The following is a 24,462-nucleotide window of genomic DNA, read 5'->3' as shown; positions in this document are numbered from 1 at the left end:
CAGCAGGAGAACACAGTGGCCCAGACGCCGATCGACAAGCCCTACGAAATCCGGAAATCCCGCATCATGTCCGTGGACATCATGCGCGGACTGACGATCGCCTTCATGATCCTGGTCAATGATCCCGGCGACTGGGATCATGTCTACGCCCCCCTGCGCCATGCCGAATGGAACGGCTGGACGCCGACCGACCTGGTCTTCCCCAGCTTCATGTTCATCATGGGTTGCGTGATCCCGTTCTCGCTCGGCAGCCGGCTGGACCGCGGCGCACCTCCGGGCGAACTGCTCGCCGGCATCGTCCGGCGGTCGCTGATCCTGTTCGGCATCGACATCCTGCTTGCCCTGTTCCCGCATTTCGACTTCGCGCACCTGCGGGTGCTGGGCGTGCTGACGCGCTTCGCCGTCTGCTACCTGGTCTGCGGCGCGCTGTTCCTCAAGGTGCGCGACACCCGCGTCCTCTGCGGCATCGTCGCGGCGATCCTGGTGCTGTACTGGGCGATGCTGCGGTTCATGCCCATTCCCGGCATCGGCATGCCGGGGGTCGACGTCGCCTACCTGGACGATCGCAACAATATCGTCGCCTGGGTCGACCGCGCCTTCAATGATTTCTGCCAGCGCTGGTTCCATTTCGGTCATCTCTATCGCATCTACCGCGACCCCGAAGGCATCCTCAGCACGCTGCCGGCCCTCTGCACGGTACTGATCGGAATCGTCTCGGGCCTGGTGATGAAGGCGGCCTCGCGGAACCCGGCCGCGCCGGCCGTGCGGCGCTGGGCGCTGGGCGGCGTGGGCATCTTCGTCCTGTCCTTCGTCGTGAACGCCTTCTTTCCGTTCAACAAGAATATCTGGTCCAGCAGCTTCGTCCTGCTGTGCGCCGGCATCGACATCATGGCGCTGTATGCGCTTTATATCCTGATCGACGTCCGGCAGGTCTATCGCACGTCCGCCGCCGTCCGGGGGTTCATGATGCTGTCGATCATCTTCGGATCGAACGCGATCGTGGCCTATTGCGTCTCGGAATTCGGGTCGGAACTCCTGTGGGAGATCCCGGTCATGCCGCAGGGCCAGGGCATCGGCGAATGGGTGTACCGGACGGTCTTCGCGCACTGGGGATCGACCGAACCCACGTCCCTGCTCTATGCCTGCGCCTATGTCGCGCTGTGCTTCATCCCCAGCTTCGTACTGTGGAAGAAGAAGATCGTCGTGAAGATCTGAACGCGTACCCTCCTTTTCAAGATTATATTCTATGGGCGATCGGTCGGTTCACCTCCGGTCGGGAACCGGTGTGTGACCTTCCGGCGCTGCCCAAGAACGGCTTCAAGGATCACATCGTGATACTCTGCGCGGATATCGGCGGCTCCTATATCGATTTCGCCGTCGCGGACAACGCCCACCAGCTCTCCGACCGGCGGCGGCGACCGACGCCGGTCGGCAGCATGGCCGATTTCGTCTCCACCCTGGCCGAATTCGCCGCGCCCTACGATCGCGGCCTGCCGCTGCATGTCGCCATCGCGGGCGTCTGCGATCCGCAGACGGGCCATACCCGCTCGGCCAACATTCCCTGCGTCAACGAACGTCCGCTGCGCGACGCGCTGGCGACGCGCCTGGGCCGCCCGGTGGTCATCGGCAACGACGCCCACTGCTTCGCGCTGGCCGAGGCGATGCAGGGCGCCGGCGCCGGCCATCGGATCGTCTTCGGCGTGATCCTCGGCACCGGCGTCGGCGGCGGGCTGGTGATCGACGGGCGGCCGATCGTCGGTGCCGGCGGCCTGGCCGGCGAATGGGGGCATGGGCCGTTCATCGCCGCCTGCGCCGACCCCCGCGCCGTGCCGGCCCTGCGCTGCAGCTGCGGGCAGCTCGGCTGCCTGGACACGATCGGCGGGGCACGCGGGATCGAACGCCTGCACCTGGCCTTCACCGGCCAGGGCAGCGACAGCCAGGCGATCCTCTCCGACTGGGAGGCGGGTCTGGACCATCCCCGCCACACCATGGACATGTGGCTGGACCGCATGTCGGCGGGGCTGGCCGGCGTCGTCAACGTCACCGGCGCCACGATCATGCCGGTCGGCGGCGGGCTGGCCAACCGCCCCCGCCTGCTGGCCGCCCTGGACGCGGCGGTCCGGTCGCGCATCCTGCGCCCGGGCACCGGGCCGATCGTCGTGCCCGGCCATCTTCCCGCCGATTCCGGCCTGGTCGGCGCCTCGTGGCTGAAGGGCGGGCCGGTGGCCGCCCCATGACGACGGACGCCTACCGGGGCCTGTATATCTACCCGTGGGACCTGCAGGACCAGCCCGACCCCCGGTCCTTCGCGGAACGGGTCCGGGCCATGGGCCTCGACACCCTGACCGTCGCGCTGGCGTACCATGCCGGCAAGTTCCTGCGCCCGCACGGGCTGACGTCGCGCGTCCATTTTCCGCAGGACGGCGCGGTCCATGTCCGCGTCGACCCGTCGCGCTTCGGCGCGATCCGGCCCGTGCCGGCGGACCGCCCGCTGGACGACGCACATCTGCGCGGCCTGGCGGACGCGGGCCTCGGCATCCTGGGCTGGACGGTGCTGCTGCACAATACGGAACTGGGAACGCGCCATCCGCACGCGACCTGCCGGAACGTCTTCGGCGACCGCTATCCCTACAGCCTGTGCCCCGCCCATCCGGAGGTCCGGGCCTATGCCGTCACGCTGGCCGGCGAAATCGCGCGGGCGCCGGCGGTGCGGGGCCTGGTGCTGGAAACCCCGGGCTGGCAGCCCTACCAGCACGGCTATCACCATGAAATGTCCCTGCTGGGCCGCGATCCGTGGTTCGAGGCCGTGGCCGGCCTGTGCTTCTGCGACTCCTGCCGCGCCGGCGCGGCCGGGCGGGGGATCGACGCCGACGCGCTGCGCCACACGCTGCGCGACCAGGCATCGCGCTATCTCGCCCGCCCCGCCGACCGGACGTGGGACGACGGGATGACGCGCCTGCTGGCCGACATGGTGGCGAACGACGCGCTGCGGGCCTTCCTGGCGTGGCGCTGCGAAACGGTCACCAGCCTGGTCGCGGCGATCCGGGCGGAAATCGGCCCGGACGGATCGCTGCACGTCATTCCCTCGGTGCAGCGCAATCCGGTCGCGGCCTGGCTGGAAGGCAGCGACCTGGCGGCGCTGACGGCGGCCGGCGACGGGCTGGAACTCTGCCTGTACCAGCCCGACCCGCACCAGGTCCTGTCGGCGCTCTGGGACGTGCGCGACACCTTGCCGGCAGGGGCGGCCCCGCGCGTCGTCCTGCGCCCGTCCCCCGCCGATTTCCCGTCCGAGGCCGCATTCGCCGCCGTCGTCCGCGCGGTACTGGCCACGCCCGGCCAGGGCATCGCATTCTACAATTACGGCCATCTGCGCCGGGCCAATCTCGACTGGATCGCCCGCGCACTGCGCGAGCCCGCCTGAAAATGCGCGCTGGCGGCGATCCGACGCGCGTTTCCTGCGCTCCGATGCTCACGGCCATCAAGGCCGCTCCGCTTCGGTGCTCGCAAACCCACGCCGGGCGCGGCCCCAAGAGGCCGCTCTCGCTCACCAGCCCCCATTTTCAGGCAGGCTCGTCGCAACCGGCCTGAAATGCGCGCTGGCGGCGATCCGACGCGCGTTTCCTGCGCTCCGTGGCGGGCGGCCATCAAGGCCGCTCCCCTTCGGTGCTCGCAAACCCACGCCGGGCGCGGCCCCAAGTGGCCGCTCTCGCTCACCAGCCCCCATTTTCAGGCAGGCTCATTGCAACCGGCTTGAAATGCGCGCCGGCGATCCGACGCGCGTTTTCAAACAGCCCTCAGGGGCCGAACCGGCCAGGGTTGCATTCGGTTACGCTATTCCTGGAGACTCAGCTATGTATTGTACGCATAGTTGGGCATGCCCTCCACCCGCCCGAAGCCTTCCGACCATTTCGATCATGAAACCTCGGCAGGGGCGCACCGCGCCGCGTCCGGCCCCAGGGTGCCGGCGCTCTCCGCCGCCCGGCCGCGCCGGATCGCGATCCGGCCGGTCCTGCGCATCAGCCCGCCGACGGACCTCCTGCTGCTCCTCCTCGCGCCCGTGCTGGCGACGCTGCTGGCCGGGGCGCTGCACGCCCTCCGGCTCATCGGCCCGCGCGCGTCGTCCGCCCTCGTCGGATGGGCCGCGCAACAGGTCGGCGGCCGGTTGCGGGAAAGCGGGATCGCCGACCGGAACCTCCGGGCGGCGCTGCCCGACATGGACGCCACGACACGCCAGGGCGTCATCCGCGCGGTGTGGAACAATCTGGGCCGGACCCTGGGGGAACTGCCCCATCTTGCCACCTTCACCCGCACGCCGCGCGGCCCCGGCTGGGAAATCGAGGGCGAGGAGCATATCGACGCCCTGACACGCCAGGGGGGACAGGCGCTGTTCTTTTCCGGACATTTCGGAAACTGGGAAATGATCCTGCCGATCGCCGGCGGCATCGGGCTGCCGGTGTCCGGCTTCTACCGGGCGGCGTCGAACCGGCATGTCGACGCCGTGATCCAGTCGATGCGCCACAGGGCCCTCGGCCCGCAGAACAGGATGTTCCCCAAGGGCGCCGAGGGGGCCCGCGACGCGCTGGGCCATCTTCAGGCGGGCGGGTCGCTCGGCCTCCTGGTGGACCAGAAGATGAATGACGGGATCGCCGTCCCGTTCTTCGGCCGGCCGGCGATGACGGCCCCCGCCCTGGCCAGGCTGGCCCTGCGCTTCGACCTGCCCATCATGCCGGTCTACGTGCTGCGGCTGGGGGGCGGGCGGTTCAGGATGGTGTGCGAAAAGCCGATCGACGTCCCCCGCACGGGCAATCGCGAGGCCGACACCTACGCGATCACGCTGATGGTCAACGCGACGCTGGAACGCTGGATCAGGGCGCGCCCCGCCACCTGGCTGTGGCTGCATCGCCGCTGGCCGAAGGAACCGCCGCGCCAGGACGTGCCCGCCTGCGGCATCTGAACGTGCGGGAACGGAACCCTCCGCTCCCGCCGCAGACGTTCAGAAGCGTGCGCGCAGCGTTCCGAAGAACTGGCGCGGCGCGCCCGCGAACATGGACTGCCGGTCGCCCGAAATCGGGTTGGCGCCGATCGAGCTGATATATTCCTGGTTGAACAGGTTGTAGATGCCCAGCGAGAAATTCAAATCCGCGACATGCGGCACATGCTTGAAATCATACGACGCCGTCAGGTTCGCATTCCAGTACGGATCGACCGACGTGTCGTTCATGTAGGACAGGTACCGCCGCCCCATGTAGTACACGTTGAAGTTCAGCGTCGCGTTCCCGTAGGTATAGGCCACGTTCGACTTGTACATGACGGAGGGGTAATTGACCTCCATCTTGCCCTTCAGGTCGTAATAGGTGCCGGCGTTATAGATCCCCTGGCCATAGGTCGAATGGTTGTAGCTGATGCTGTTGAAGACCTCCAGGTGCGGCAGGGGCCGGACGGTGACCCCGGCATCGACGCCCCACATCGCCATCGACCCGACGTTCAGGAAGGTCTGGTTGGCGTTGACCAGCGTGCCGCTGGTGATCGGCGCCAGGCGGTTCGAATAATCCGAATGATACAGGTTCAGCACGCCGTCGACATATTTCGAGTTGTAGCGATAGCCGATCAGGTAGTTCCAGGTGCTCTCGGGCTTCAGCGTCTTGCGCAGCTGCGAGAAGATGGCCTGGTTGTCGACGCCCCAGGCAACCGGTGAATTCCACCCGCCATAGGAATAGGCGCGCATGTCGCGCGACACGTCGAAGAACAGCTCGTGATGCCGCAGGAACGTCCAGTTCAGGCTGACATGCGGCAGGAAGGCGCCCGCCGTCGTCAGGCTGCCGCTGGGTAGCGCGCTCTGCCCTGTATAGGTCTCGTTATTTTCGAACGCGCCGCCCGCCGTCGTGACCAGCAGCGACTTGAACCCGGCATGCAGGCGCAGGCTGGGCAGGATGTGCCAGGCATCCTGCAGATAGTACTGGAAGGCATTGGTGTTCATCTGCACGCCATAGCGCGTGGCGAACGAATTCTCGTAGGGGCCCGTGCCCTTGCGCGGCGTGCCCTCGCCCAGCAGGGGCTGGCTGTACAGCCGCTGCGAATACGTGAAATCGTTGTTCTCGTACCAGACGCCGGATTCCAGGTCGTGATGGCCCAGCCGGTATTGCAGCGCCAGCGTGCCGCCGATGCGGCGGAACCACTGGTGGTCGGCCTGCTGGATCATCGGCGCGCCGTTGGGCGACGACACGTACGGGTTGGTGAATTCATAGTCCCCGCCGGACACCTGCGCATACATCACGCTCTTCAGCCGCAGCCGCGACGTCAGGTCGTAATTCCCGTTCAGCCCGGTCAGGTAATTCCGCTGGTCCTGCGCGGCATCGTAATACGCGATGTCCGTGGGGCTGGACACCTGGTCCCATCCCGCGGGGAAGATGCCCTGCGCGGCCAGGTAGGCACCCTTGTAGTCGGGGTAGAAATAATCCGTCCTCGACCCCAGCTTCTGTTTGATCTCCAGGCTGATATTTCCATAATTATACTGGTTGAATTCCGAATAATCGAAAAATCCGGTCAGCCGCCCGCGCTCGCCCAGGGGCTGCACGAACTTGAAATTCGCCTGCTGTTCGTACTGGTCGCCATGGCCCTTCCATTTCTGCGCGTCGGTGCGCGCGTAGGACGCCATGAATTTCGTGCCGGTCCGGTTCAGCACGCCGCTGTGGAACCGTCCGAACGTGCGATAGGTGCTGTTGCTGCCGAAGGTCTGCGAGACGTCGGCCCCCAGCGTGTCGCGCGGGTCCTGCGTGTAATATTGCAGCGCGCCGCCCAGGTTCGCGGTCGACGCGACATCCAGCGCGCCGCCGCCCTGCGACATGTCGATGCGCGCGATGTTGTCGGGCGTGACGGCCTCGTTGATATCCAGGCCGTTGGTGTTGATGAATCCCTGGTCGCCCAGGGGAATCCCGTCCAGCGTGACGCCCAGCTGGCTCTGGTTATAGCCGCGGATATACAGCGAATTGGCATAGGTATCGAGGCCCAGCGCATCCGCCGTGGCAAAGCTGACGCCCGGCGTCGTCGCCCCCAGTACCTGGAGCGGACTGGTCCCCGCCACGAAGCGGTTGAGCATCTTGCGCGTGATGGTCTGTTCCATGCCGTGCGACGTCTCGTGCGATCCCACGACGGAAAACGCCTCGGCCGACCGGGATTCCACGGCCTGCGCGTGGCGGGCGGCGGGCTTGGCGGCCGCATGGCGCGCGGGGGCGCGGGTGCCGTGGGCCGGCGCGGGATGGGCCGCCTGCGCACGGGCGTCGCGGGGCGCCAGCGGCGCCAGCGCCATGGCCCCCAGCGCGCCCAGCGCCGTCGCCAGCATCAGCCGGCGCCGGCGGCCGACGGAACGCGCATCCCCCCGCATCCGGACGGAGAGCATCGCCTTCGAACCGCATCTATCATGTTTTTGCATATCAGACCCTCAAAATACGAGGGCAAAACATATCCAATACGTTATGATCGGTGCGTTCGTTATTGAATCAAAACGAAGGCGAGGGGCATCATCATGAAGGCGGAAATGAACGATCCTTTCATTTTTTCCCGGATCACTGAAAAGTGAAACAGTTTGACATGGACGGGGTCGACAGGCGGATCCTGCGGGTTCTCAGCGTCGACGGGCGCATATCGATCACGGACCTGGCGCGCCAGGCGGCGACCAGCACCGCGACCTGCTTCCGGCGCGTGCAGCGCATGACCGAGGACGGGATCATCACCGGCTTCAGGGCCGACATCGCCCCGGCCTCGGTCGGGCGCAGCGCGGTCATCGTCATGGGCGTCTGCCTGGACCGGCTGAACAAGCAGGCCTTCGCGGAATTCGAGGCCGCGATCCGCGACCATCCGCTGGTCGTCGCGTGCTACCTCGTGTCCGGCGAATTCGATTACCTGGTCACGATCCGGGCCTCGTCGATCGACGAATTCAACGCGATCTACGGCGACTGGCTGGTCTCGCTTCCGGGAATCCGCCTGACCAGGACGTTCTTTTCGATGAAGGAGGTCGTCCAGCGGACGTACCTCCATTTCTGATCCGGCATTTCCGGTCCGGCGCCGGCACGATACGGCCCCTGCACGATATTGTCCTGACGCAAGGAACTTATCCGTTACAAACAGGTTACATTGCGCAACAAACCCGTTACATGTTGCGCGTGACGGTTCGCGGGCGTTTCGTTCCGCGATCCCGCACGGCGCCCCGGCAAGGGCAGGGCCATGGCGAAGCGCTTGTTTCACACGTTGGACGGGTTGCGCGGCCTGGCCGCGGCGGCGGTCGTCCTGGTCCATATCCACATCATATTCCCTGCGGCCTGGTTCCCGCCGGGCGGCTATCTGGCGGTCGACCTGTTCTTCGTCCTCAGCGGATTCGTCCTGGCCGAGGCCTATTCGGCCCGGCTGGATGCCGGCCTGCCGTTTGCCGCGTTCATGCGCAAACGCGTCGTGCGTCTGTGGCCGCTCTACGCGCTCGGGCTGTCGATCGGCGCGGCGGTCACGGCGCTGGAGGTCGCCCTCCATTTCAAGCCGCTTGCCGAACTTGCTCCCTTTCCCGCGGCACTGTTCTACCTCCCGTGGCTCGGCGCGCATGGCGAACTTTATCCGCTCAATTTCCCGGCCTGGTCGCTCTTCTACGAACTGGTGGCCAATGCCGCCCTGGCCGTTGCCTGGCCGCGGCTGACGACCCGGACGCTGATGGCCGTGGTGGGCATCTCCGCGCTGGGCCTGGTCGTTTCGGCCTCTGTCCGTGGGTCGCTGAATGCCGGCATGTATTGGGAGGGGACGGCGGTCGCCCTGGCCCGGGTCGGCTTCTCGTTCTTCCTGGGCGTCCTGCTCTGGCGCATCCGGCCCGGATCCCTCGGGCTCGGCGCCTGGGTCCCGATGGGCCTGCTGGCCTTCGCCCTGGTGATCGACAGCACCGCGATCCCGCGCGGCGTGCTCGACCTGCTGGCCGTGTTCCTGCTCTTTCCCCTGATCGTCTGGCTGGGGGCGGCGACGCAGCCCAGGGGCGCCAGCCTGGCCGTGTTCCAGGTCGCGGGCGCGGCGTCCTATGCGCTGTATGCCATCCATGCCCCCTTGCTCTGGTGCATCGGCGTGGTGCTCGACAAGGGGCTGCACATTCCCCTCGCCACCCTTCCGTTCTGGGCCGCGCCGGTGACGCTGGCCGTTTTATACGTGATTGCCTGGTTCCTGGATGGCCTGGACGCGGCTGCCCGCGTACGCCTCGATCGCGCCATCGACCGGGTCGCCCGCAGGGTCAGGACGGCACCGTTGGCCTGACCGCCGCGCTCCAGCAGGGGCCGCGCCCGGCCGTTACGCGCGGAATGCCCAGCGGACGGTTTCCGCCAGTCCGAAGGTCCCGGCGCGCACCAGCGGGGTCGCCGGGCCGGGCGGGGCGAACCCATGCATCTGTCGCGCCCAGGGCGGCAGCAGGTCGATGCCGGCCCGGGTCATCAGGCCGACGGCGTGCCGGCCGCCGGGGAAGGCCGGCGGCCCCGTCAGCAGGATCTCGCATATCTCGCGAGTGCGCGCGTCGACGCCCAGCGCGCCCCGCATCGCCGCCATCTGGCGGTAGGCCGCATGTTCGGTATGCGGCACCGGCGCGGCCCCCAGGGCCGTCCCGATCCGCGCCATCCCGTCGAAATACTGGTTGCGCTCGTGCTCGGGCATCAGCGGCTCGGCGAAGCGGCGCCAGCCGGCCAGGAAACTGGTCGTCTCGGTCAGATGAACCCAGGCCAGCAGCGACGGGTCGTTCGCGCGATAGGGCGTGCCGTCCGGCAGCAGGCCGCTGACCCTGTCATGAATCCGGCGGACCCGTGCGATCGCGGCCAGGGCGTCGTCGCGCTGCCCATAGGTGGTCTGCGCGACGAAGCGCGCCGTGCGCCGCAGCCGCCCATGCATGTCGTCGCGGAAGCGGGAATGGTCCCAGACCCCGGCCAGGACCGCGGGATGCAGCATCTGCAGCAGCAGCGCGGCAATTCCGCCGGCCATCATGGCGACGACGTCGCCGTGCACGCGGCGGACCACGCTGTCCGGCGCGAACAATCCGTCGGCCTGGCGCACGACCGGCGTCTCGCCCCGCGTCCGGTCGTTGAAGACGTCCGACACCCGCGCGGCCAGCCGGCGCTTCAGCCAGGCGCTGCCCGGCGGCGCGGGCAGGCGCGGAAAGAGAGGTGACAGGGTCACGGCGCCTCCCGTCAGCGGTCATGGATGGACCGGACCCCAGCATAGCACGGCCGGAACCACGTCCCGAGCGATATCACATTCCCGCCCCCGGCTCCCCTCTGTCCGGCGGAGTCCCCGGCCCGTACGCCCCGGCCGGACGCCTCGCCAGCTCCACGCAGCACGGCGCGGCATCTGCCCACCCGGGCATGCACCGCATCCCGGGCGGCAGCATGCAGCCGGACGGCACATGCCGGTCCGCGCGGATCAGGTCGCCCCGCATGACGGCGATCCGCGCGGAGAGCGGTTCATTGAGGCAGCATCCTTCCGGAGTCCACACCGGATTCCGGGGGGAAAGGAAAGGGACTAGCCGATCGCCATCAGCGACGCATTCCCGCCGGCGGCGGTGGTGTTGGTGCTGACCAGCCGTTCCTCCAGCAGCCATTCCGGCAGCGGCCCCGTCGCGGTCAGCAGATGCACCGGCACCACCGGCCCGTCCCCCGCGCCCAGCGCCGCCAGCACGGCATCCAGTTCGGGCGCGCCGGGTTCGGCCAGCACCACCGCCGGGCCCATCGCCGCCACCTTGTCCACGCCGGCGATACGGCGGACCCGCGACCGCAAGGCCGGGGACAGGTCGGCGATCCAGCCCGTCGCCGCGTCCTCGGCCAGCAGCGCCACGCCATTGCCCGCCGCCAGCGCCATGCCGGTGGCCCGCCGCGCCCCGGCCTCGGTCCGCGCCAGGCACAGCACCGTGCCGCGCGGGGCCAGCGACCAGATATTGGTCTCGCCGACCGGCCCGGGCATCGCGACCGACAGCCCGTGCAGGGCCGGTCCGGTCACGCCGTCCGGCAGATTGCCGCCCGCCGACCAGGCCTGCCATTCCCGCGCGGCCTCGGGCAACGCGCCGGCGCGCGCGCCGTCCGTGCCGGCCGAAGGGGGCGGCACGAAGGCCGGGCAGGCCGACAGCAGCCGCCGCAGCGTCAGCGGCCCCCCGGCCTTCGGCCCGGTGCCCGACAGGCCCCGCCCGCCGAAGGGCTGCACGCCCACCACCGCGCCGATGGTGTTGCGGTTGACATACAGGTTGCCGGCCGCGATCCGGCTGGTCACATGGTCCACCGTTTCGGCGATGCGGGTGTGCAGGCCGAAGGTCAGGCCGTATCCGGTGGCGTCGATCGCCGCGATCAGCGCGTCCAGCTCCGCCCGCCGCCAGCGCAGGACATGCAGCACCGGGCCGAACACCTCGCGCCCGATCTCGGCGATGCTGTCGATCTCGATCAGCGTGGGCGGCAGGAAATGGCCGCCGGGCACCGCGTGCGGCGTGGCGGGCGCCCACACCCGGGCGCCGTTCGCGCGCATCCGCGCGATATGGGCGGCGATGCCGTCGCGGGCCTCGGACGTGATGACCGGGCCGATATCGGTGCGCAGCTGCGCCGGGTCGCCGACCCGCAGTTCGGCCATCGCGCCGCGCAACATCGCCAGCACATGCTCCGCGCAATCGTCCTGCACGCACAGGATGCGCAGGGCCGAACAGCGCTGCCCCGCGCTGTCGAAGGCCGAGGCGATGACATCCGCCACCACCTGTTCCGCCAGCGCCGACGAATCGACGATCATCGCGTTCTGCCCGCCGGTTTCCGCCACCAGCGGCACCGGCTGCCCGCCCGCGCCGACGCGCCCGGCCAGCTGCCGCGCGATCAGGCGCGCGACCTCGGTCGACCCGGTGAACATGACCGCGCCGATGCGCGGGTCCGCCACCAGCGCCGCGCCCACGTCGCCCGCGCCGGGCAGGAACTGCAGCGCGCCCGGCGGCACCCCGGCCGCGTGCAGGATGCGCACCGCGCAGGCGGCGATCAGCGGCGTTTCCTCGGCGGGCTTGGCCAGCACCACATTGCCCGCCGCCAGGGCCGCCGACACCTGCCCCAGGAAGATCGCCAGCGGGAAGTTCCACGGGCTGATGCACACCACCGGGCCCAGCGGAACATGCGTGGCATTGTCGAAATCGCGGCGGATGGTCGCGGCGTAATAGCGCAGGAAATCCACCGCCTCGCGGATCTCGGCCACCGCGTTGGGATAGGATTTCCCGGCCTCGCGCACGATCAGCCCGATCAGTTCCGCCTGCCGCTCCTCCAGCGCGCCGGCCGCGCGGTCCAGGCAGGCGGCACGCTCGGCGGGCGGCCGCGCGGACCAGTCGGCCAGGGCGCCTTCCGCCAGTCCCACGGCGCGCGCGGCGTCGTCCGGCGTGGCGAAGCGCGCCGTGCCGGGCCGGTCGTCCGGCCGCGCGGGGTTGGGCACGTCGCGCATCGGTGCGTCCGACGGCACGCCGTCACCCAGCATCGGCGCGGCCTCCCAGGTGCGGGGGCCGTCCTCCATGCCTTGCGCCAGGGCGTGCAGGCTGGGCTCGTCCGCCAGATCCAGCCCCGCCGAATTGGACCGCTCGCGCCCGAACAGCGCGCCGGGCAGCGCAATGGCGGGATGCGGCGCACCTACCGCCACGCCCTCGGCGGCGGCCAGCGCGCGGGCGGTGCGCACCGGGTCGGCGACCAGCGTCTCGACGGGCACGGATTCGTCGCCGATCTGGTTGACGAAGGACGAATTGGCCCCGTTTTCCAGCAGGCGCCGCACCAGATAGGCCAGCAGCGTCTCGTGCGAGCCCACGGGCGCGTAGATCCGGCAGGGCCGGTCCATGTTGCGCGGCCCGACCACCGCGTCGTACAGCCCCTCGCCCATGCCGTGCAGGCACTGGAATTCATACTGCCCGTGCGTGAACTCCGCGCCGGCCAGCGCATGGATGCTGGCCAGGGTCCGGGCATTGTGGGTGGCGAACTGCGGGAACACCGCATCCGGCGCCGCCAGCAGCTTGCGCGCGCAGGCGACGTAGCTGATGTCGGTGTGGCATTTGCGGGTGAAGACCGGGAAGTCCGCCATCCCCTCGACCTGCGCCTTCTTGATCTCGCTGTCCCAATAGGCGCCCTTGACCAGACGCACCATGACGCGGTGGCCGCTGCGCCGCCCCAGCCCGATGATCCAGTCCAGCACGGCGGGCGCCCGCTTGCCGTAGGCCTGCACGACGAAGCCGATGCCGTTCCACCCCGCCAGGTCGGGATGCAGGCACAGCCCCTCCAGCAGGTCCAGCGACAGGTCCAGCCGCTCGCTTTCCTCGGCGTCGATGTTCAGGCCGATGTCGTACCGCCGCGCCAGCCGCGCCAGCCGGACCAGCAGCGGCAGCAGCTCCTCCATCACCCGCTCGCGCTGCGCGCGGGCATAGCGCGGATGGATCGCCGACAGCTTGATCGACAGGCCGTTGCGGTCATAGACGTCGCGCCCGCCCTGCGCCGCCCGGCCGATGGCATGGATCGCGGTCTCGTAGTCGCGGAAATAGCGCACGGCGTCGGCCTCGGTCAGCGCGGCCTCGCCCAGCATGTCGAAGGAATAGCGGAACCCCTTGTCATGGCGCGCCCGGCTGGTCTCCAGCGCCGCGTCGATCGTCTCGCCGCACACGAACTGCTCGCCCATCATCCGCATGGCGACGTCCACCCCCCGGCGGATCAGCGGCTCGCCCCCGCGCGCGACCAGCCGCATCAGCGCCCCGGCCAGCCCGTGCTGGCGCTCCGGCCCGACCAGCCGGCCGGTGACGACCAGCCCCCAGGCGGCGGCATTGACGAACAGGGGCCGCCCCCGGCCCACATGCGCCAGCCAGTCGCCGGTGCCGATCCGGTCGCGGATCAGCGCATCGCGCGTCGCCATGTCGGGAATGCGCAGCAGCGCCTCCGCCAGGCACATCAGCGCCACCCCCTCGCGCGACGACAGGGAAAATTCCTGCACCAGCGCCTCGACCCCGCCCGGGCGCCGGCCGCTGCGCAGCGCCTGCGTCAGCCGGCGGGCGGTGGCGTCGGCCTGGGCCTCCTGCGCCGGCGACAGGGTGGCGTCGTCGATCAGGGCCGCGATGCAGGCAGGCTCCGCCCGGCGCAGGGCGGCGGCGATCCGCGCGCGCTGGCCGTCGCGCGCCGGCAGCGCGCCCGCCAGGGCCGAGGTGGGTACCGCGCCGGGCGCGGCGGTCGGCGGCAGGGTGGGGGAGGGGGTCATGGTCTCGGGTCCGCTGGCCAGGGTGGAACGGGGTGCTGGGCGGCCGCGACGCGCCCTTGCGGACGGCGACGGCCTCTGGACTCATCCCCCTATCAGATCATATATGATTCTCAAGAGTGTATATGATCCGCATCGACGCGGATCGAAGGGGACAGCCATGCTGCCGGCGAGCATCTACACCCGCGCGGGCGACGAACCGCGCGGCATCGCGTCCGAATCCGTGGGCAACGCGCTGCGCGACGCGATCCTGGACGGGCTCCTGGCCGAGGGGCAGGCCCTGCCGCAATCCGAACTGGCCAGCGGTTTCGGCGTCAGCACCATCCCGGTGCGCGAGGCCCTGAAGCAGCTGGAGGCCGAGGGCCTGGTCGCCTTCCAGCCCAATCGCGGCGCGATGGTCACGGGCCTGTCCGAGGCCGACATCATCGAGTTTTCCGAAATCCGCGCCCTGCTGGAGGAACGGGCCGCCGCCCAGGCGGTGGCGCGCATGACCCGCCTGGACCTGGCGCGGATCGAGGACGCGTACGACGCCTTCGTCGCCGGCACCAGCGACGCCCCGGACGGCATGGCCCGGTCGGGGCCGCTGAACTGGGCCTTCCACGGCGCGATCTACGCGGCCGCCGGCCGCCCCCGCCTGCTGGAGATGATCGAGGGCCTGCATCGCCGGGTCGACCGCTATATTCGCGGCCATCTGGAAATCGCCGGACGCAAGCACGTGACGGACGCCGAACACCTGGCCCTGCTGGCGGCCTGCCGCCGCCGCGACCCCGACGCCGTCGCCCGCCTGACCCGCCAGCACATCCTGGACGCCGCCACGATTTCGGTCGATGTCCTGCACCGCCACCGCGCGGGCGGATAAGGGACCGCCCGCAAGCCAGGCGCGGATCCGACCCCGCAGCCCGCCCCGGGCGGCCACGTCCGAAACAACCCGCTGCCGATGCAACGCGCGAACCCCAAGCGGCCCCCATGTTCCCGGCAGGTTCGCACACCGCCCGAAACGAATATAACCCACGGACCGCGCCTCCCCCAACCCGCCCCACCCCGCCTTCCGGACGGCACACACGGCAGGTTCGCGCAACCGGGCCTGTTTTGCCTGACGGATCAGTGCGATATTACCCATGGGGTCGCCTCCCGTGCGGGGGCGTGGATTGAAACTCCTGCAGCGCGAAAGTCGTGCGGGCAATGGCGTGTCGCCTCCCGCATGGAGGCGAGGACTGAAACCTCGGCGATATGATGTCCGCCCTATTGCCGACGGCCGCGATACAGGTCCGACAGTTGTTCCCACCGCGTGCAGCTCTTGCATTCGTTCGGTCCGCTGGCGTATCGGCGAGGGCGGCAGAACGAAGGGGCGGGGCATGGACGGCGCGGGCGTGATCGACAGTGACGGGCGGCAGGTCGCCTCCCCCGTCCGCTACAGCCGCGAGACACGCTGGCTGCATTGGGCGACCGCGCTGCTGATCCTGGCGCAATTCGCGCTGGGCGAGATCTGGATCCGCCTGCCGCGCGCCGATCGCGCGCCGCTGGTGTCGCTGCACCTGTCCCTGGGCGTGCTGCTGGCGGCGGTGTTCGTGACGCGGGTGGCATGGCGGGTCACGGGCGGGCGGGCCATCCGCTTCGCCTCGGCGGGCACGATGGCCGACCGGGCGGCGCATGCGGTGCACGGGCTGCTCTACGTGATGATCGGGGTGGAACTCGCGCTGGGCTACATGGCGCGCTGGTCGGGCGGCCGGCCGGTAGTGGCGTTCGGCATCCCCATCAATTCGCCCTTCGGCCCGTTCGACCACGCGACGCACCATATGCTGGGCCAGATCCATAACTGGCTGGCGTGGGCCATCGTCGTGCTGGCCGTGGGGCACGGCCTGGCCGCGCTCTATCACGCGCGGGTGCTGCGCGATGGCCTCCTCCGCCGCATGTGGGGGTAGGGCCGGCGACCGGCAGGAATCCTTTTTCAAAAAAACCCTGAAGGACGCTCCGCACGCGCCCCCGCCACCGTCATGAACAGCGCCGGGGCCGATAGGCGATCGTCCGGTCCAGCAGCGTATCCATCTCGGGCCGCCGGCAGGGATCGACGCAGGCGGCGATGAAGGTGCGGGCGCGCTGCTTGACGCCATTGGCGACGCGCAGGTTCATGTCCATGGTCCCGCCTTCCTCGATCATGTCGGCGATGGTCATGGCGCGCTCGAACGCGGTTCTCACGATCTTGAAGGCCAGGTCGTTCACGATGGTCTCGAATTCCGCCCGGCCGAACGCCGACTGGCAGACCGAAAGCTGCGCATAGGCTTCGGTATAGAGCTGGACCACCGGCCGGGTGCCGGCACGATGAAAATAGCGCTGGTGCCAGGACCGCGCCCAGGCATGCTCGCGCTCGGCGGCCAGGCGCTCGGGCAACGTGTCGCAGAGCCGTTCGCCCGGGCAGCGGATCGTCCGCGCGGCCAGCCACGCGCTGGCGAAATCCGGATAGCTGTGGCGGTACCATGCGATGTCCGCGCCATTCGCCCGCGACGTGAAGCGAAACCCCTTCTGGCCATCCAGCCCGTAGAGCAGGGCGGGCACGGTCCGGTCGTCCCGGCCGAGAACCAGGATATGGCCGGCATCGTTGGCATGCATGTGATGCTGCATGGTGAACAGGTCGAAGAACGATTCGTCCTCGACCACGCGGGCGGCATGTGCCTTCACATAGCTCAGGAACAGCGGATTGCGCACGCCCGTCAGGCCGCGCGGACAGAAATCGAAGCCCCACCAGCGGGACATTTTCACCAGGTGGAAGGCCAGCGCGTTGCGCAGCTGCATCAGGGGCTCGTCGCCGTCCCCGGCGTCGCACAGCGCCTGGATGTCGCGGAACCGGCTGACGAGGGGATTGATCTGCCCGGCAAATCCCCGGGCGGGATCGAAATAGTCAAGCAGATGCGCGGGCTGCGAATGCGCAAGGTGCCAGTTGACGTCGCAGCCGATTGTCTCAGTCATCGTCGGCGCCCTCCCGGAGGATCGAAAAGAAGGCGGCGGCATCGGAGGCGCCGGAAAGACGCCGCCCATGCCGCCTGAAGGTTCCACGGAACAATGTTGGGAAATCGACGGTCGGATATCTGTCGGCGCCCCGTGGGTTCCTCCCTCATATTGCGACCGACTCTCAATTGCAATAGAAGAAAAAGAGAAAAACATCGGCCGGGCGCGGACCGGATTCCCTCGCGATCATCGGCCCCCTTGCGGATCCGTGCCGCCCGGCTCAGGAACGCGCATGCATTTGGTCCATCCGTTTCCGGCCCTGGCTACCCTGCGGCGGTCGATCGAATGCGATCATGCTGCCAGCGCAGGAAATAGCCGTTCACCATGCTGCGGGGCGGCGGCTCAGCCGGCAGCGCCGCCCACTGCGGTCACATCGACCGCAATTCTCCGTCGTCCATATCCATGCCTCCCGCGAAGCGTCCCCGAACGACGGAATCACAACCGATTCAGTCTGTTTGTGGATAGACACTCAAACTTCGTGGAGTTAAGGGTAATATCCGAATATCGGGGACGTCGTCATGACAGAATTAAAAAAATATTCAATACAATTAGCCAGACTCGACAGCATCATAAAAGAAAAAAACCTATATCTGACGACGCAAGAAAACAAAGAGAAATTGAATTCCATAAACAAGACGCAGAATATAACGATAAGCGGACGAAACTCCGAAATTCTTGTATCGGAAGGCGTTGATATCAATGACAAGACCAAAATAGAGATATTGGCTCATGACGCCGTACTCATAATCGGGGCAGGGGTGAAACTCATCAACTGCAACATAAGGGTGCGGGGATCGGGCCATATCATCCATATTTCGAACGATTGCAGATTAAAGCAGCTGAATCTTCATCTGAACGGAAAAAACAATACGGTCGGCATAGGCTCGGGAAGCACGGTAGAGCAGGCAATCATTTTATGTGAAGCGGACGACAGGGCGGTCCTGCTCGGAAACGACTGCATGTTGTCGTCGAACATCATGATCAGGACATCCGACGGGCACGGCGTTTTCGACGCGGCGACTGGAGAGCGGCTGTCCCTGCCGGCTGACGTGATCATACACGCGCATGTCTGGATCGGAAATGGCGCTCGGGTCTCCAAAGGATGCGTCATAGAGACAGGCAGCATCATCGGGCAAATGGCGCTTGCGACCGGACATGTGGAATCCAACTGCATCTATGGCGGCGTACCGGCGAAGAAAATCCGCGAAGGCATTGTATGGTCCAGAACGCACAGAATGGACGACATACCGGAAGAATTCACAAAAAATACGAAGATGCATGATACATGACGGAATCGGCTCAATTAAGATATTTTCCGTTCCTGACACGTCTCTTTCCATTCGACTGCAAGATCGACCCGCAGGACGGCAATAAAGGTCATGGTGGTCCACGACCCCAAGGCATTTCGGCCCGGAGCCGTTCGCCGCGCGCGAACCGGCGGCACCTCGCGCACGACCACCGATGCACACCAGGCGGCCGGGTTCGACAGGGCGCTGGTATGTCCGCCATTGTGCCAGGCGCCGGGCGACGTCAGGACGATCCGGTCGCGACTGCGACGAGCGTTTTTTTAAGCCGCGCCCTCGTCGTGAACGCACGCCCGGGCAGAGCGGCAATCGACCCGGACGCCGCGCCCGGCACGCTCGGTGACCGGCGCGCCCCGAAACGCCGCATCCACCGGACCACGATGCGGGGGGCTACACCGTAACGCTTCGCTGCCTCGCGGCAGGACGGGCCGTCTGTCTCCATGGTTGCCACACTCCGGTCGCGCAGATCCATCCAACTCTGAAACCCGCTTCGTCGTGGACCCCGATCCGGAGTCACATCCTGCGAGGACGGATGAAAAACGGCACGGAAGGCAAGGCACCCGGGAAACCATTCGCCCCGTTTGCAGTATCTTACGCGTGGGACGGGCCGGCATCGGCCAAGGCACAGCCCGGCCAACGGGCACCCCCGGGCGAGAACGGGGCTGATAACGGCGAGGTGATCATTTTCGTGTTGCAAATAAGAGTCGATCGCAATTACGGTGCGGCGACAGCAACAGAACGGTGGAATCGCCGGTCAGGAGTGCCCCATGACCCCCGCAGCGCTTTTCCTCAACGATCTTTCCTGCAGCGAGAGGCTGACGGTCTGGACGATCCGCCGTCTCGTCGGCCGGCGGCAACCCGCCTGTCCGCATGGCTCCGCCGAGGCGCGCGGGCTGTACGTGCCGGGCTTCCGGCGAGAGTTCGAGGGCGTGGAGCGCGCCTTCCGCGAGGGGGTCGCCCGGATGGCCGACCTGGGCACCGGCGGCCTGGACGTCGGGCTGACGGGCCTGCAGGCCGTCAGCCCGACCGAAGGACAGTTCCTGGAAGCCATCGCCGCCGCCCAGAACGGGGATGAGGCCGGCGTGCGCAGCGCCCTGCGGCCCGTCTTTCCCCATCGCTACGTCCAGTCGCGCTTTGCCGCGGCGGTCACGCTGCTGGGCACCTGCCTGGCCGTCGCCGGGCACTGGCTTCCCCGACGGCGCGAGGCCCCCCGTCCGCCCTGCCGGGACGTGACGCGGCTGCGCCGGGTGCGGGAACCGAACCCCGGCGACCGGCGCGGACCGGCCGACGAACCGGACACGCCGGAGGACGACCACACGCGGCGCGCCCATATCGTCGGCGCCGGCTGCCTGGGCGCCATGGCGCGCTGGCACGAACTGGACATGGGCATGACCCATGTCCTGTGGCCGCATCCCGAAAGCCTGGGCACCGCCTTGTAGCGATCGGGTCCGGCCCCGTTTGATCGGATCAACCGACGGTCGAGGACGTTCTCATGCGCTTCTTCGTTTTCAGGGACCTCCGGCGCCAGCTCGCGCGACCGATCGTCGCGCCGGCCCATGCAACGCGCGATGCCGTCACGCGACGCGTCGAACGCCTGTTCCGCGAACTGGAAATCACGTCCCAGGACCTGCTGGACGTCCTGGCCGTCCAGGACGGGATCGAAACGCTGAACAGGCGCTAGGCGGCGGGAAGGAAGGGGGAGCCCGCAGCGCGCGGCGGCAGGGGGAACGCCGCCCGGGACGGTCCCGGCGCGCGGGCCGGACCGGCAACCCGTGCGCCAGAACCCGCCGTTCCGGCCGCACGCTGCTCTTGCACCCTGCCACGCCCGGGGGTACCCCGGGTCCGGACGGCGCGGGGGCATGGCGATGGGCACGGGCAGGGCGGCGATGACACCGGTCACGGCACGCAGGGGCCGGCGGGCACTGATGCTGCTGCCGCTGGCGGGGCTGCTGCTGCTGGCGGCATGCGGGCCGGACTACGGCGATCGCGGCACACGCACATTCCGGGGCGACGGCTACGGCAACGTCGGCTACGCCCGCGGCAGCTACGGCTTCGAAGGGCATGGCTACTGAACGCCCGCGATGCTCAAGCGGGCAGGGGATTTCTTCTTTATCTGAAGAAAAGGAAGCAAAAAGACCTTGATCCGTTCGGGGACCCTCGAATGCCCCCGGCACATGGCCCCGAACGTTCAAAAGTTTTTTGGTTCTTTTTTCCAAAAAAGAACGAACACGATCCCCCCAACGCGTCTCTCGTGACGGCTAGACCGTCGCCCCCGGCACCGGGCGCGCGGCCAGCCACCCCTGTGCCAGCAGCAGCCCGCCCAGCCACGCGACATCCAGCACGAAGGGCACGTACAGGTGCCCGCCCAGGACGATATCCACCCCGATGCCCAGCAGGAAGGCGATCGCCACCCCGTTGCTGGCCGGCGCCCACGGCAGCGCCGCGACCCGCCGGCCGCCGGCCCCCGCGACCGCACCGCGCCGGTAGGACAGATGGGCCGCCATGATCGTGACCCAGACGAAGATCAGCAGGAAGGACACGCCCTGGATCGCGTAGCCGAACAGCCGGTCGGGCAGGAAATAATTCAGCACCACCCCCGCCAGGACGGTCAGGAACGACGCCCCGAACGCCAGGGCGGGCACGCCGTTCGCCGCCCGGTCGCGCAGCCGGGCCGACGCCATGCCGCTTTCGGCCAGCGAGGCCAGGGTCCGGCTGGTGGCATACAGCCCGGTATTGCAGGACGACAGCGCCGCCAGCGCCATGACGGCGTTGATGCCGGCGGCGGCGGCCGGCAGGCCCATGTGCTGGAACGCCAGCACGAAGGGGCTGTGCGTGGCATCGGCCTGCCCCCACGGCACGATCGCCATGATGACCGCCAGGCTGCCGACATAGAACACCACGATGCGCCCGACGATGCCGTTGACCGCGCGCGGCAGCACGCGGACGGCGTTATCGGTCTCCGCCGCCGCCAGGGCCACGACCTCGGTGCCGCCGAAGGCGAACAGCGCCATCGGCAGGATGGCGGCGAACCCCGCCGCCCCGTGCGGCAGAATCACCCCGGGCGCCCAGATATGGGCGAACGACGCGGCGGGCCCCGCCGGCCCGACATGGCCGATGATCGTGACCAGCCCGCACAGGATCAGCGCCACGATGGCCCAGATCTTCACGATGGCCAGCCAGAATTCCATTTCGCCGAAGGTCGCGACGGCGCGCGACCCCACGGCCAGCAGCACCCCGCCCAGCACGGCGGCGACCGCCCATTGCGGCACGCCGGGCACCCAGTAGCGCACGAAGATCCCGGCGGCGGTGATTTCCGAAATGCACACCAGCGTCCAGATCAGCCAGTAGCTCCAGCCGGTCAGGAATTCCATGCGCGGGCCCAGGTAGCGCCCGACGAACGCGTTCAGCGTCCGCCCCGCCGGATCGCTCAGCGCCAGTTCCGCCGCCGCCCGGCCGATGAGGAACACGATAAGGCCGCACAGCACATAGGCCGCCAGGACGGACGACCCCGCCTGCCGGATCGCCCCGCCCGAACCCAGGAACAACCCCGCCCCGACCGACCCGCCCAATGCCATGAACAGGATATGGCGCTGCTTCAGACCCAAGTTTCCGCTCCCTTCGCTCGCCGGGCCCGCATCGTCGCGCCCGCGCGGAGCATAGACACGGCGCGCCCCTCCCACCAAGCGGCCAGGCACGCCCCGCCGGCCCCCGGTTTCCGCGCGCCGCAGGACGGGAAACGCCCACCGGTCCCGCGCGTCCGAAAGCCACGCCGCCCGGGAACGGAGAAAGATGGAGAAACGATCCACTTCCTTTGCGAAAAACAAGTATTGATCACCAAAAACAGATATTCTCCGGCATATGTCCAATATTTTATATTACACCTATTCACGTTATATTTCTTTACATTAAAAGAGGCTCCCGGTTGGCTGAATGAATGATACCCTCCCGCCACTTGCCTCTCAGGGCCTGTCTGGACATGCGCGCCGGCCGCGAGAGCGGCCGTCCAGGGCCGCGCCCGTCATGTGTGTCCGCGTGTCGGAGCGGAGCGGCCTTGATCGCCGCCCGCCGCGAAGCACAGGAAACGCGCGTCGGATCGCCGCCGGCGCGCATGTCCACACAGGCTCTCATTGGGATCGGCGGATGATGGCGCGGCAGGGGGCGTCCCACGATAAGGAACCTCGTGTGACCGAGTACAGTTCGTGACCGATTACACCCTCGATCGGATCTCCCCCCCGCTGCCCGGCAGCCGGACCCGGACGGCGGGCTGCGTCGTGCTGCTGAACCTGCTGCTGCTGGTGCTCCTGGCCGTGCAGGCCTGGCCGCTGGGGGGACTGCCCCATGCGGTGTGCCATTGGGATTGCGCCTGGTACGAACGCATCGCCACCCACGGCTATTCTCCTCATCCGATGACCAATCCGGCGGATTTCGGCCAGGCGTCCTGGGCGTTCTTTCCGCTCTATCCGCTGCTGGTCCGCGCGGTGATGGCGGCGACCGGCCTGGGGGCCGATGGCGCGGGGCTTGCGATCAACGTCGCGCTGTTCCCCCTGCTCGCCCTGCTGGCCGCCGCCTACATGCGGCAGAAGGCGGGCGACGCCGACGGGCTGTTCCGCGTCGCCCTGTTCGTGATCCTGCCGACCGGGTTCTGGTACAGGCTGCCGTATACCGAGGGCCTGTACGGCGTGCTGCTGCTGTCCACCGCCATGGCGATGGCGCGCGGATGGACGATGGCGGCGGCCCTGCTGGCCGCCGGCCTGTGCCTGACGCGCCCGACGGGCCTGTTCTGCGTCGCCGTCATCGCCCTGTTCCACATGTTCGCCCCCCAAATGGCCGGCCCGGCGGGACGAACGCCGCCGGACCGCCTGACCCGGTGGGTCGAGGGCACGGTCCTCGTCCTGGCCGGCGCGGCCGGGCTGGCCCTGTTCATCTTCTTCCTGGACGGGCTGGTGGGCGACGGCCTGGCCTTCGGCCATGTGCAGGCGGCGTGGGGGCACCGCTTCCTGACGCCGGTGGTGTGGCTCTACAAGGGATTCACCCACCGCAAGACGCTGGACCTCGCCATCGCCGCCGTCCTGGAAATCGCGCTGATCTGCTGGGGATTCCGCATCCGCTGGGCGATGGAAAGCACCATCCTGCTGGTCACGTTCCTGCTGGCCAGCAGCACCAGCCTGATGTCCATCCACCGCATCGTCCTGGCCAACCCGTTCGCCGACATGCTGGTCGCGCTCCTGGCCTGCCGGCTGCCGCCGCGCTGGCGGCCCTGGCTCGTGCTGCTGTGCCTGGGGCTGGATGTCGTGTTCGCCAACAGCTGGCTGCACGGGAAACGGTTCCTTGGCTGACGCGCGGGGCCAGGGCCCCGGCATGCCGGGCGCGGGCCGGCGGCGCCGGCTGCTGGGCCTGGCGGTCTTCGGGCTGCTGTGCGGCCTGCTCGACCTCGCCGCCGCCTGGCGGGCCGAACATCCGCATGTGAACGATGCCTACCGCCGCCTCTACCTGGTGCCCGGCGGCATCGTGAACGGGACCACCGGGTCCGCCATCCGCCCCGGCTGGCCCTGAGAGCGTGCTTGCAAATGCGCGCTGGCGGCGATCCGACGCGCGTTTCCTGCGCTCCGATGCTCACGGCCGATAAGGCCGCTCCGCTTCGGTGCTCGCAAACCCACGCCGGGCGCGGCCCCCAAGGGGCCGCTCTCGCTCACCAGCCCCCATTTGCAAACACGCTCTGACCGATCTGCGCTGACGGCGATCCGACGCGCGTTTCCTGCGCTCCGCTTCGGTGCTCGCAAACCCACGCCGGGCGCGGCCCCCAAGGGGCCGCTCTCGCTCACCAGCCCCCATTTGCAAACACGCTCTGACCGATCTGCGCTGGCGGCGATCCGACGCGCGTTTCCTGCGCTCCGATGCTCACGGCCGATAAGGCCGC

At 68.5% G+C, this 24,462-nt stretch carries 19 protein-coding genes and 1 pseudogene; 14 read left to right on the top strand and 6 right to left on the bottom strand.

Annotated elements, in window-relative coordinates; genetic code table 11:
* The first annotated feature begins 15 nt into the window (after window positions 1-15).
* The 4 genes from HLH28_RS04220 (at window position 16) to HLH28_RS04205 (ending at window position 4,954) form a co-directional block, all read left to right on the top strand.
* Window positions 16-1,215, top strand: coding sequence for a heparan-alpha-glucosaminide N-acetyltransferase domain-containing protein (locus HLH28_RS04220; protein WP_182954835.1), 1,200 nt, complete (start codon window positions 16-18; stop codon window positions 1,213-1,215).
* 68 nt (window positions 1,216-1,283) lie between these two features.
* The gene (locus HLH28_RS04215; RefSeq protein WP_220789919.1) at window positions 1,284-2,237 is read left to right on the top strand and encodes an ROK family protein; all 954 of its coding nucleotides are present in this window, start codon (window positions 1,284-1,286) and stop codon (window positions 2,235-2,237) included.
* Window positions 2,234-3,421, top strand: a complete 1,188-nt coding sequence (locus tag HLH28_RS04210) for a hypothetical protein (protein ID WP_182954833.1) — start codon at window positions 2,234-2,236, stop codon at window positions 3,419-3,421. The genes HLH28_RS04215 and HLH28_RS04210 overlap by 4 nt, the downstream gene beginning before the upstream one ends.
* A 453-nt stretch (window positions 3,422-3,874) precedes the next feature.
* Entirely contained in the window at window positions 3,875-4,954 is a 1,080-nt protein-coding gene (locus HLH28_RS04205; RefSeq protein ID WP_182954831.1) for a lysophospholipid acyltransferase family protein, read from the top strand.
* A 39-nt stretch (window positions 4,955-4,993) separates the two neighbouring features.
* Here the strand turns inward: HLH28_RS04205 and HLH28_RS04200 are convergent, their stop codons facing one another.
* Window positions 4,994-7,396 carry a TonB-dependent receptor domain-containing protein gene (locus HLH28_RS04200; RefSeq protein ID WP_246395653.1) on the bottom strand — a complete coding sequence of 801 codons (2,403 nt, stop codon included), beginning with the start codon at window positions 7,394-7,396 and terminating at the stop codon, window positions 4,994-4,996.
* 176 nt (window positions 7,397-7,572) lie between these two features.
* Here HLH28_RS04200 and HLH28_RS04195 point away from each other — a divergent pair, with 176 nt between their 5' ends.
* On the top strand, window positions 7,573-8,040 hold the full coding sequence (locus HLH28_RS04195) for an Lrp/AsnC family transcriptional regulator (RefSeq protein ID WP_338029648.1): 468 nt from the start codon (window positions 7,573-7,575) through the stop codon (window positions 8,038-8,040).
* Between the two features lie 180 nt (window positions 8,041-8,220).
* On the top strand, window positions 8,221-9,279 hold the full coding sequence (locus HLH28_RS04190; protein WP_182954828.1) for an acyltransferase family protein: 1,059 nt from the start codon (window positions 8,221-8,223) through the stop codon (window positions 9,277-9,279).
* A 33-nt stretch (window positions 9,280-9,312) separates the two neighbouring features.
* On the opposite strand, the gene HLH28_RS04185 is transcribed toward HLH28_RS04190, so the two are convergent.
* Window positions 9,313-10,185, bottom strand: coding sequence for an oxygenase MpaB family protein (locus HLH28_RS04185; RefSeq protein WP_338029647.1), 873 nt, complete (start codon window positions 10,183-10,185; stop codon window positions 9,313-9,315).
* 342 nt (window positions 10,186-10,527) lie between these two features.
* A complete protein-coding gene (gene putA, locus HLH28_RS04180) occupies window positions 10,528-14,241 on the bottom strand; it encodes a bifunctional proline dehydrogenase/L-glutamate gamma-semialdehyde dehydrogenase PutA (RefSeq protein ID WP_182954826.1) in 3,714 nt (1,237 codons plus the stop codon).
* 157 nt (window positions 14,242-14,398) lie between these two features.
* Here putA and HLH28_RS04175 point away from each other — a divergent pair, with 157 nt between their 5' ends.
* Complete coding sequence (locus tag HLH28_RS04175) at window positions 14,399-15,097, top strand: GntR family transcriptional regulator (RefSeq protein ID WP_182954823.1); 699 nt, start codon at window positions 14,399-14,401, stop codon at window positions 15,095-15,097.
* Window positions 15,098-15,593: 496 nt separating this feature from the next.
* Entirely contained in the window at window positions 15,594-16,160 is a 567-nt protein-coding gene (locus HLH28_RS04170) for a cytochrome b (protein WP_182954820.1), read from the top strand.
* 70 nt (window positions 16,161-16,230) lie between these two features.
* Here HLH28_RS04170 and HLH28_RS04165 read toward each other — a convergent pair whose 3' ends face one another.
* Complete coding sequence (locus HLH28_RS04165; protein ID WP_182954817.1) at window positions 16,231-17,202, bottom strand: hypothetical protein; 972 nt, start codon at window positions 17,200-17,202, stop codon at window positions 16,231-16,233.
* A gap of 557 nt (window positions 17,203-17,759) precedes the next feature.
* Between HLH28_RS04165 and HLH28_RS04160 the strand changes: the two genes are divergently transcribed.
* The gene (locus HLH28_RS04160) at window positions 17,760-18,530 is read left to right on the top strand and encodes an acyltransferase (protein WP_182954814.1); all 771 of its coding nucleotides are present in this window, start codon (window positions 17,760-17,762) and stop codon (window positions 18,528-18,530) included.
* Window positions 18,531-18,592: 62 nt separating this feature from the next.
* On the opposite strand, the pseudogene HLH28_RS17980 reads toward HLH28_RS04160, so the two are convergent.
* Window positions 18,593-19,017, bottom strand: a pseudogene (locus tag HLH28_RS17980) (IS630 family transposase); the annotation flags it as partial.
* A gap of 295 nt (window positions 19,018-19,312) precedes the next feature.
* Here HLH28_RS17980 and HLH28_RS04155 point away from each other — a divergent pair.
* The 3 genes from HLH28_RS04155 to HLH28_RS04145 all read left to right on the top strand — a co-directional run bounded on the left by HLH28_RS04155 (window position 19,313) and on the right by HLH28_RS04145 (window position 20,617).
* Window positions 19,313-19,984: a hypothetical protein gene (locus HLH28_RS04155; protein WP_182954811.1), complete on the top strand. Its 672-nt coding sequence runs from the start codon at window positions 19,313-19,315 to the stop codon at window positions 19,982-19,984.
* A gap of 53 nt (window positions 19,985-20,037) precedes the next feature.
* Window positions 20,038-20,226: a hypothetical protein gene (locus HLH28_RS04150; RefSeq protein ID WP_182954809.1), complete on the top strand. Its 189-nt coding sequence runs from the start codon at window positions 20,038-20,040 to the stop codon at window positions 20,224-20,226.
* A gap of 178 nt (window positions 20,227-20,404) precedes the next feature.
* Window positions 20,405-20,617, top strand: a complete 213-nt coding sequence (locus tag HLH28_RS04145; RefSeq protein WP_246395652.1) for a hypothetical protein — start codon at window positions 20,405-20,407, stop codon at window positions 20,615-20,617.
* A 186-nt stretch (window positions 20,618-20,803) separates the two neighbouring features.
* Here HLH28_RS04145 and HLH28_RS04140 read toward each other — a convergent pair whose 3' ends face one another.
* Window positions 20,804-22,150 (bottom strand): amino acid permease, encoded by a 1,347-nt coding sequence (locus HLH28_RS04140; protein ID WP_182954807.1) that lies wholly within the window; start codon window positions 22,148-22,150, stop codon window positions 20,804-20,806.
* A 594-nt stretch (window positions 22,151-22,744) separates the two neighbouring features.
* Here HLH28_RS04140 and HLH28_RS04135 point away from each other — a divergent pair.
* Window positions 22,745-23,881 (top strand): hypothetical protein, encoded by a 1,137-nt coding sequence (locus HLH28_RS04135; RefSeq protein ID WP_338029646.1) that lies wholly within the window; start codon window positions 22,745-22,747, stop codon window positions 23,879-23,881.
* Window positions 23,874-24,098, top strand: coding sequence for a hypothetical protein (locus HLH28_RS04130; protein WP_182954805.1), 225 nt, complete (start codon window positions 23,874-23,876; stop codon window positions 24,096-24,098). The genes HLH28_RS04135 and HLH28_RS04130 overlap by 8 nt, the downstream gene beginning before the upstream one ends.
* The last annotated feature ends 364 nt before the right edge of the window (window positions 24,099-24,462 follow it).

Source organism: Gluconacetobacter tumulisoli (assembly GCF_014174155.1).
GTDB classification, from domain to species: domain Bacteria; phylum Pseudomonadota; class Alphaproteobacteria; order Acetobacterales; family Acetobacteraceae; genus Gluconacetobacter; species Gluconacetobacter tumulisoli.
This window is presented reverse-complemented; position numbering and strand designations above follow the sequence as displayed.

Coding starts and splice junctions, on each gene's coding strand:
- HLH28_RS04210 (WP_182954833.1), top strand. CDS start 2,234: ATGACGACGGACGCCTACCGGGGCCTGTATATCTACCCGTGGGACCTG.
- HLH28_RS04205 (WP_182954831.1), top strand. CDS start 3,875: ATGCCCTCCACCCGCCCGAAGCCTTCCGACCATTTCGATCATGAAACC.
- HLH28_RS04200 (WP_246395653.1), bottom strand. CDS start 7,396: ATGCTCTCCGTCCGGATGCGGGGGGATGCGCGTTCCGTCGGCCGCCGG.
- HLH28_RS04190 (WP_182954828.1), top strand. CDS start 8,221: ATGGCGAAGCGCTTGTTTCACACGTTGGACGGGTTGCGCGGCCTGGCC.
- putA (WP_182954826.1), bottom strand. CDS start 14,241: ATGACCCCCTCCCCCACCCTGCCGCCGACCGCCGCGCCCGGCGCGGTA.
- HLH28_RS04175 (WP_182954823.1), top strand. CDS start 14,399: ATGCTGCCGGCGAGCATCTACACCCGCGCGGGCGACGAACCGCGCGGC.
- HLH28_RS04170 (WP_182954820.1), top strand. CDS start 15,594: ATGGACGGCGCGGGCGTGATCGACAGTGACGGGCGGCAGGTCGCCTCC.
- HLH28_RS04165 (WP_182954817.1), bottom strand. CDS start 17,202: ATGACTGAGACAATCGGCTGCGACGTCAACTGGCACCTTGCGCATTCG.
- HLH28_RS04160 (WP_182954814.1), top strand. CDS start 17,760: ATGACAGAATTAAAAAAATATTCAATACAATTAGCCAGACTCGACAGC.
- HLH28_RS04155 (WP_182954811.1), top strand. CDS start 19,313: ATGACCCCCGCAGCGCTTTTCCTCAACGATCTTTCCTGCAGCGAGAGG.
- HLH28_RS04150 (WP_182954809.1), top strand. CDS start 20,038: ATGCGCTTCTTCGTTTTCAGGGACCTCCGGCGCCAGCTCGCGCGACCG.
- HLH28_RS04145 (WP_246395652.1), top strand. CDS start 20,405: ATGGCGATGGGCACGGGCAGGGCGGCGATGACACCGGTCACGGCACGC.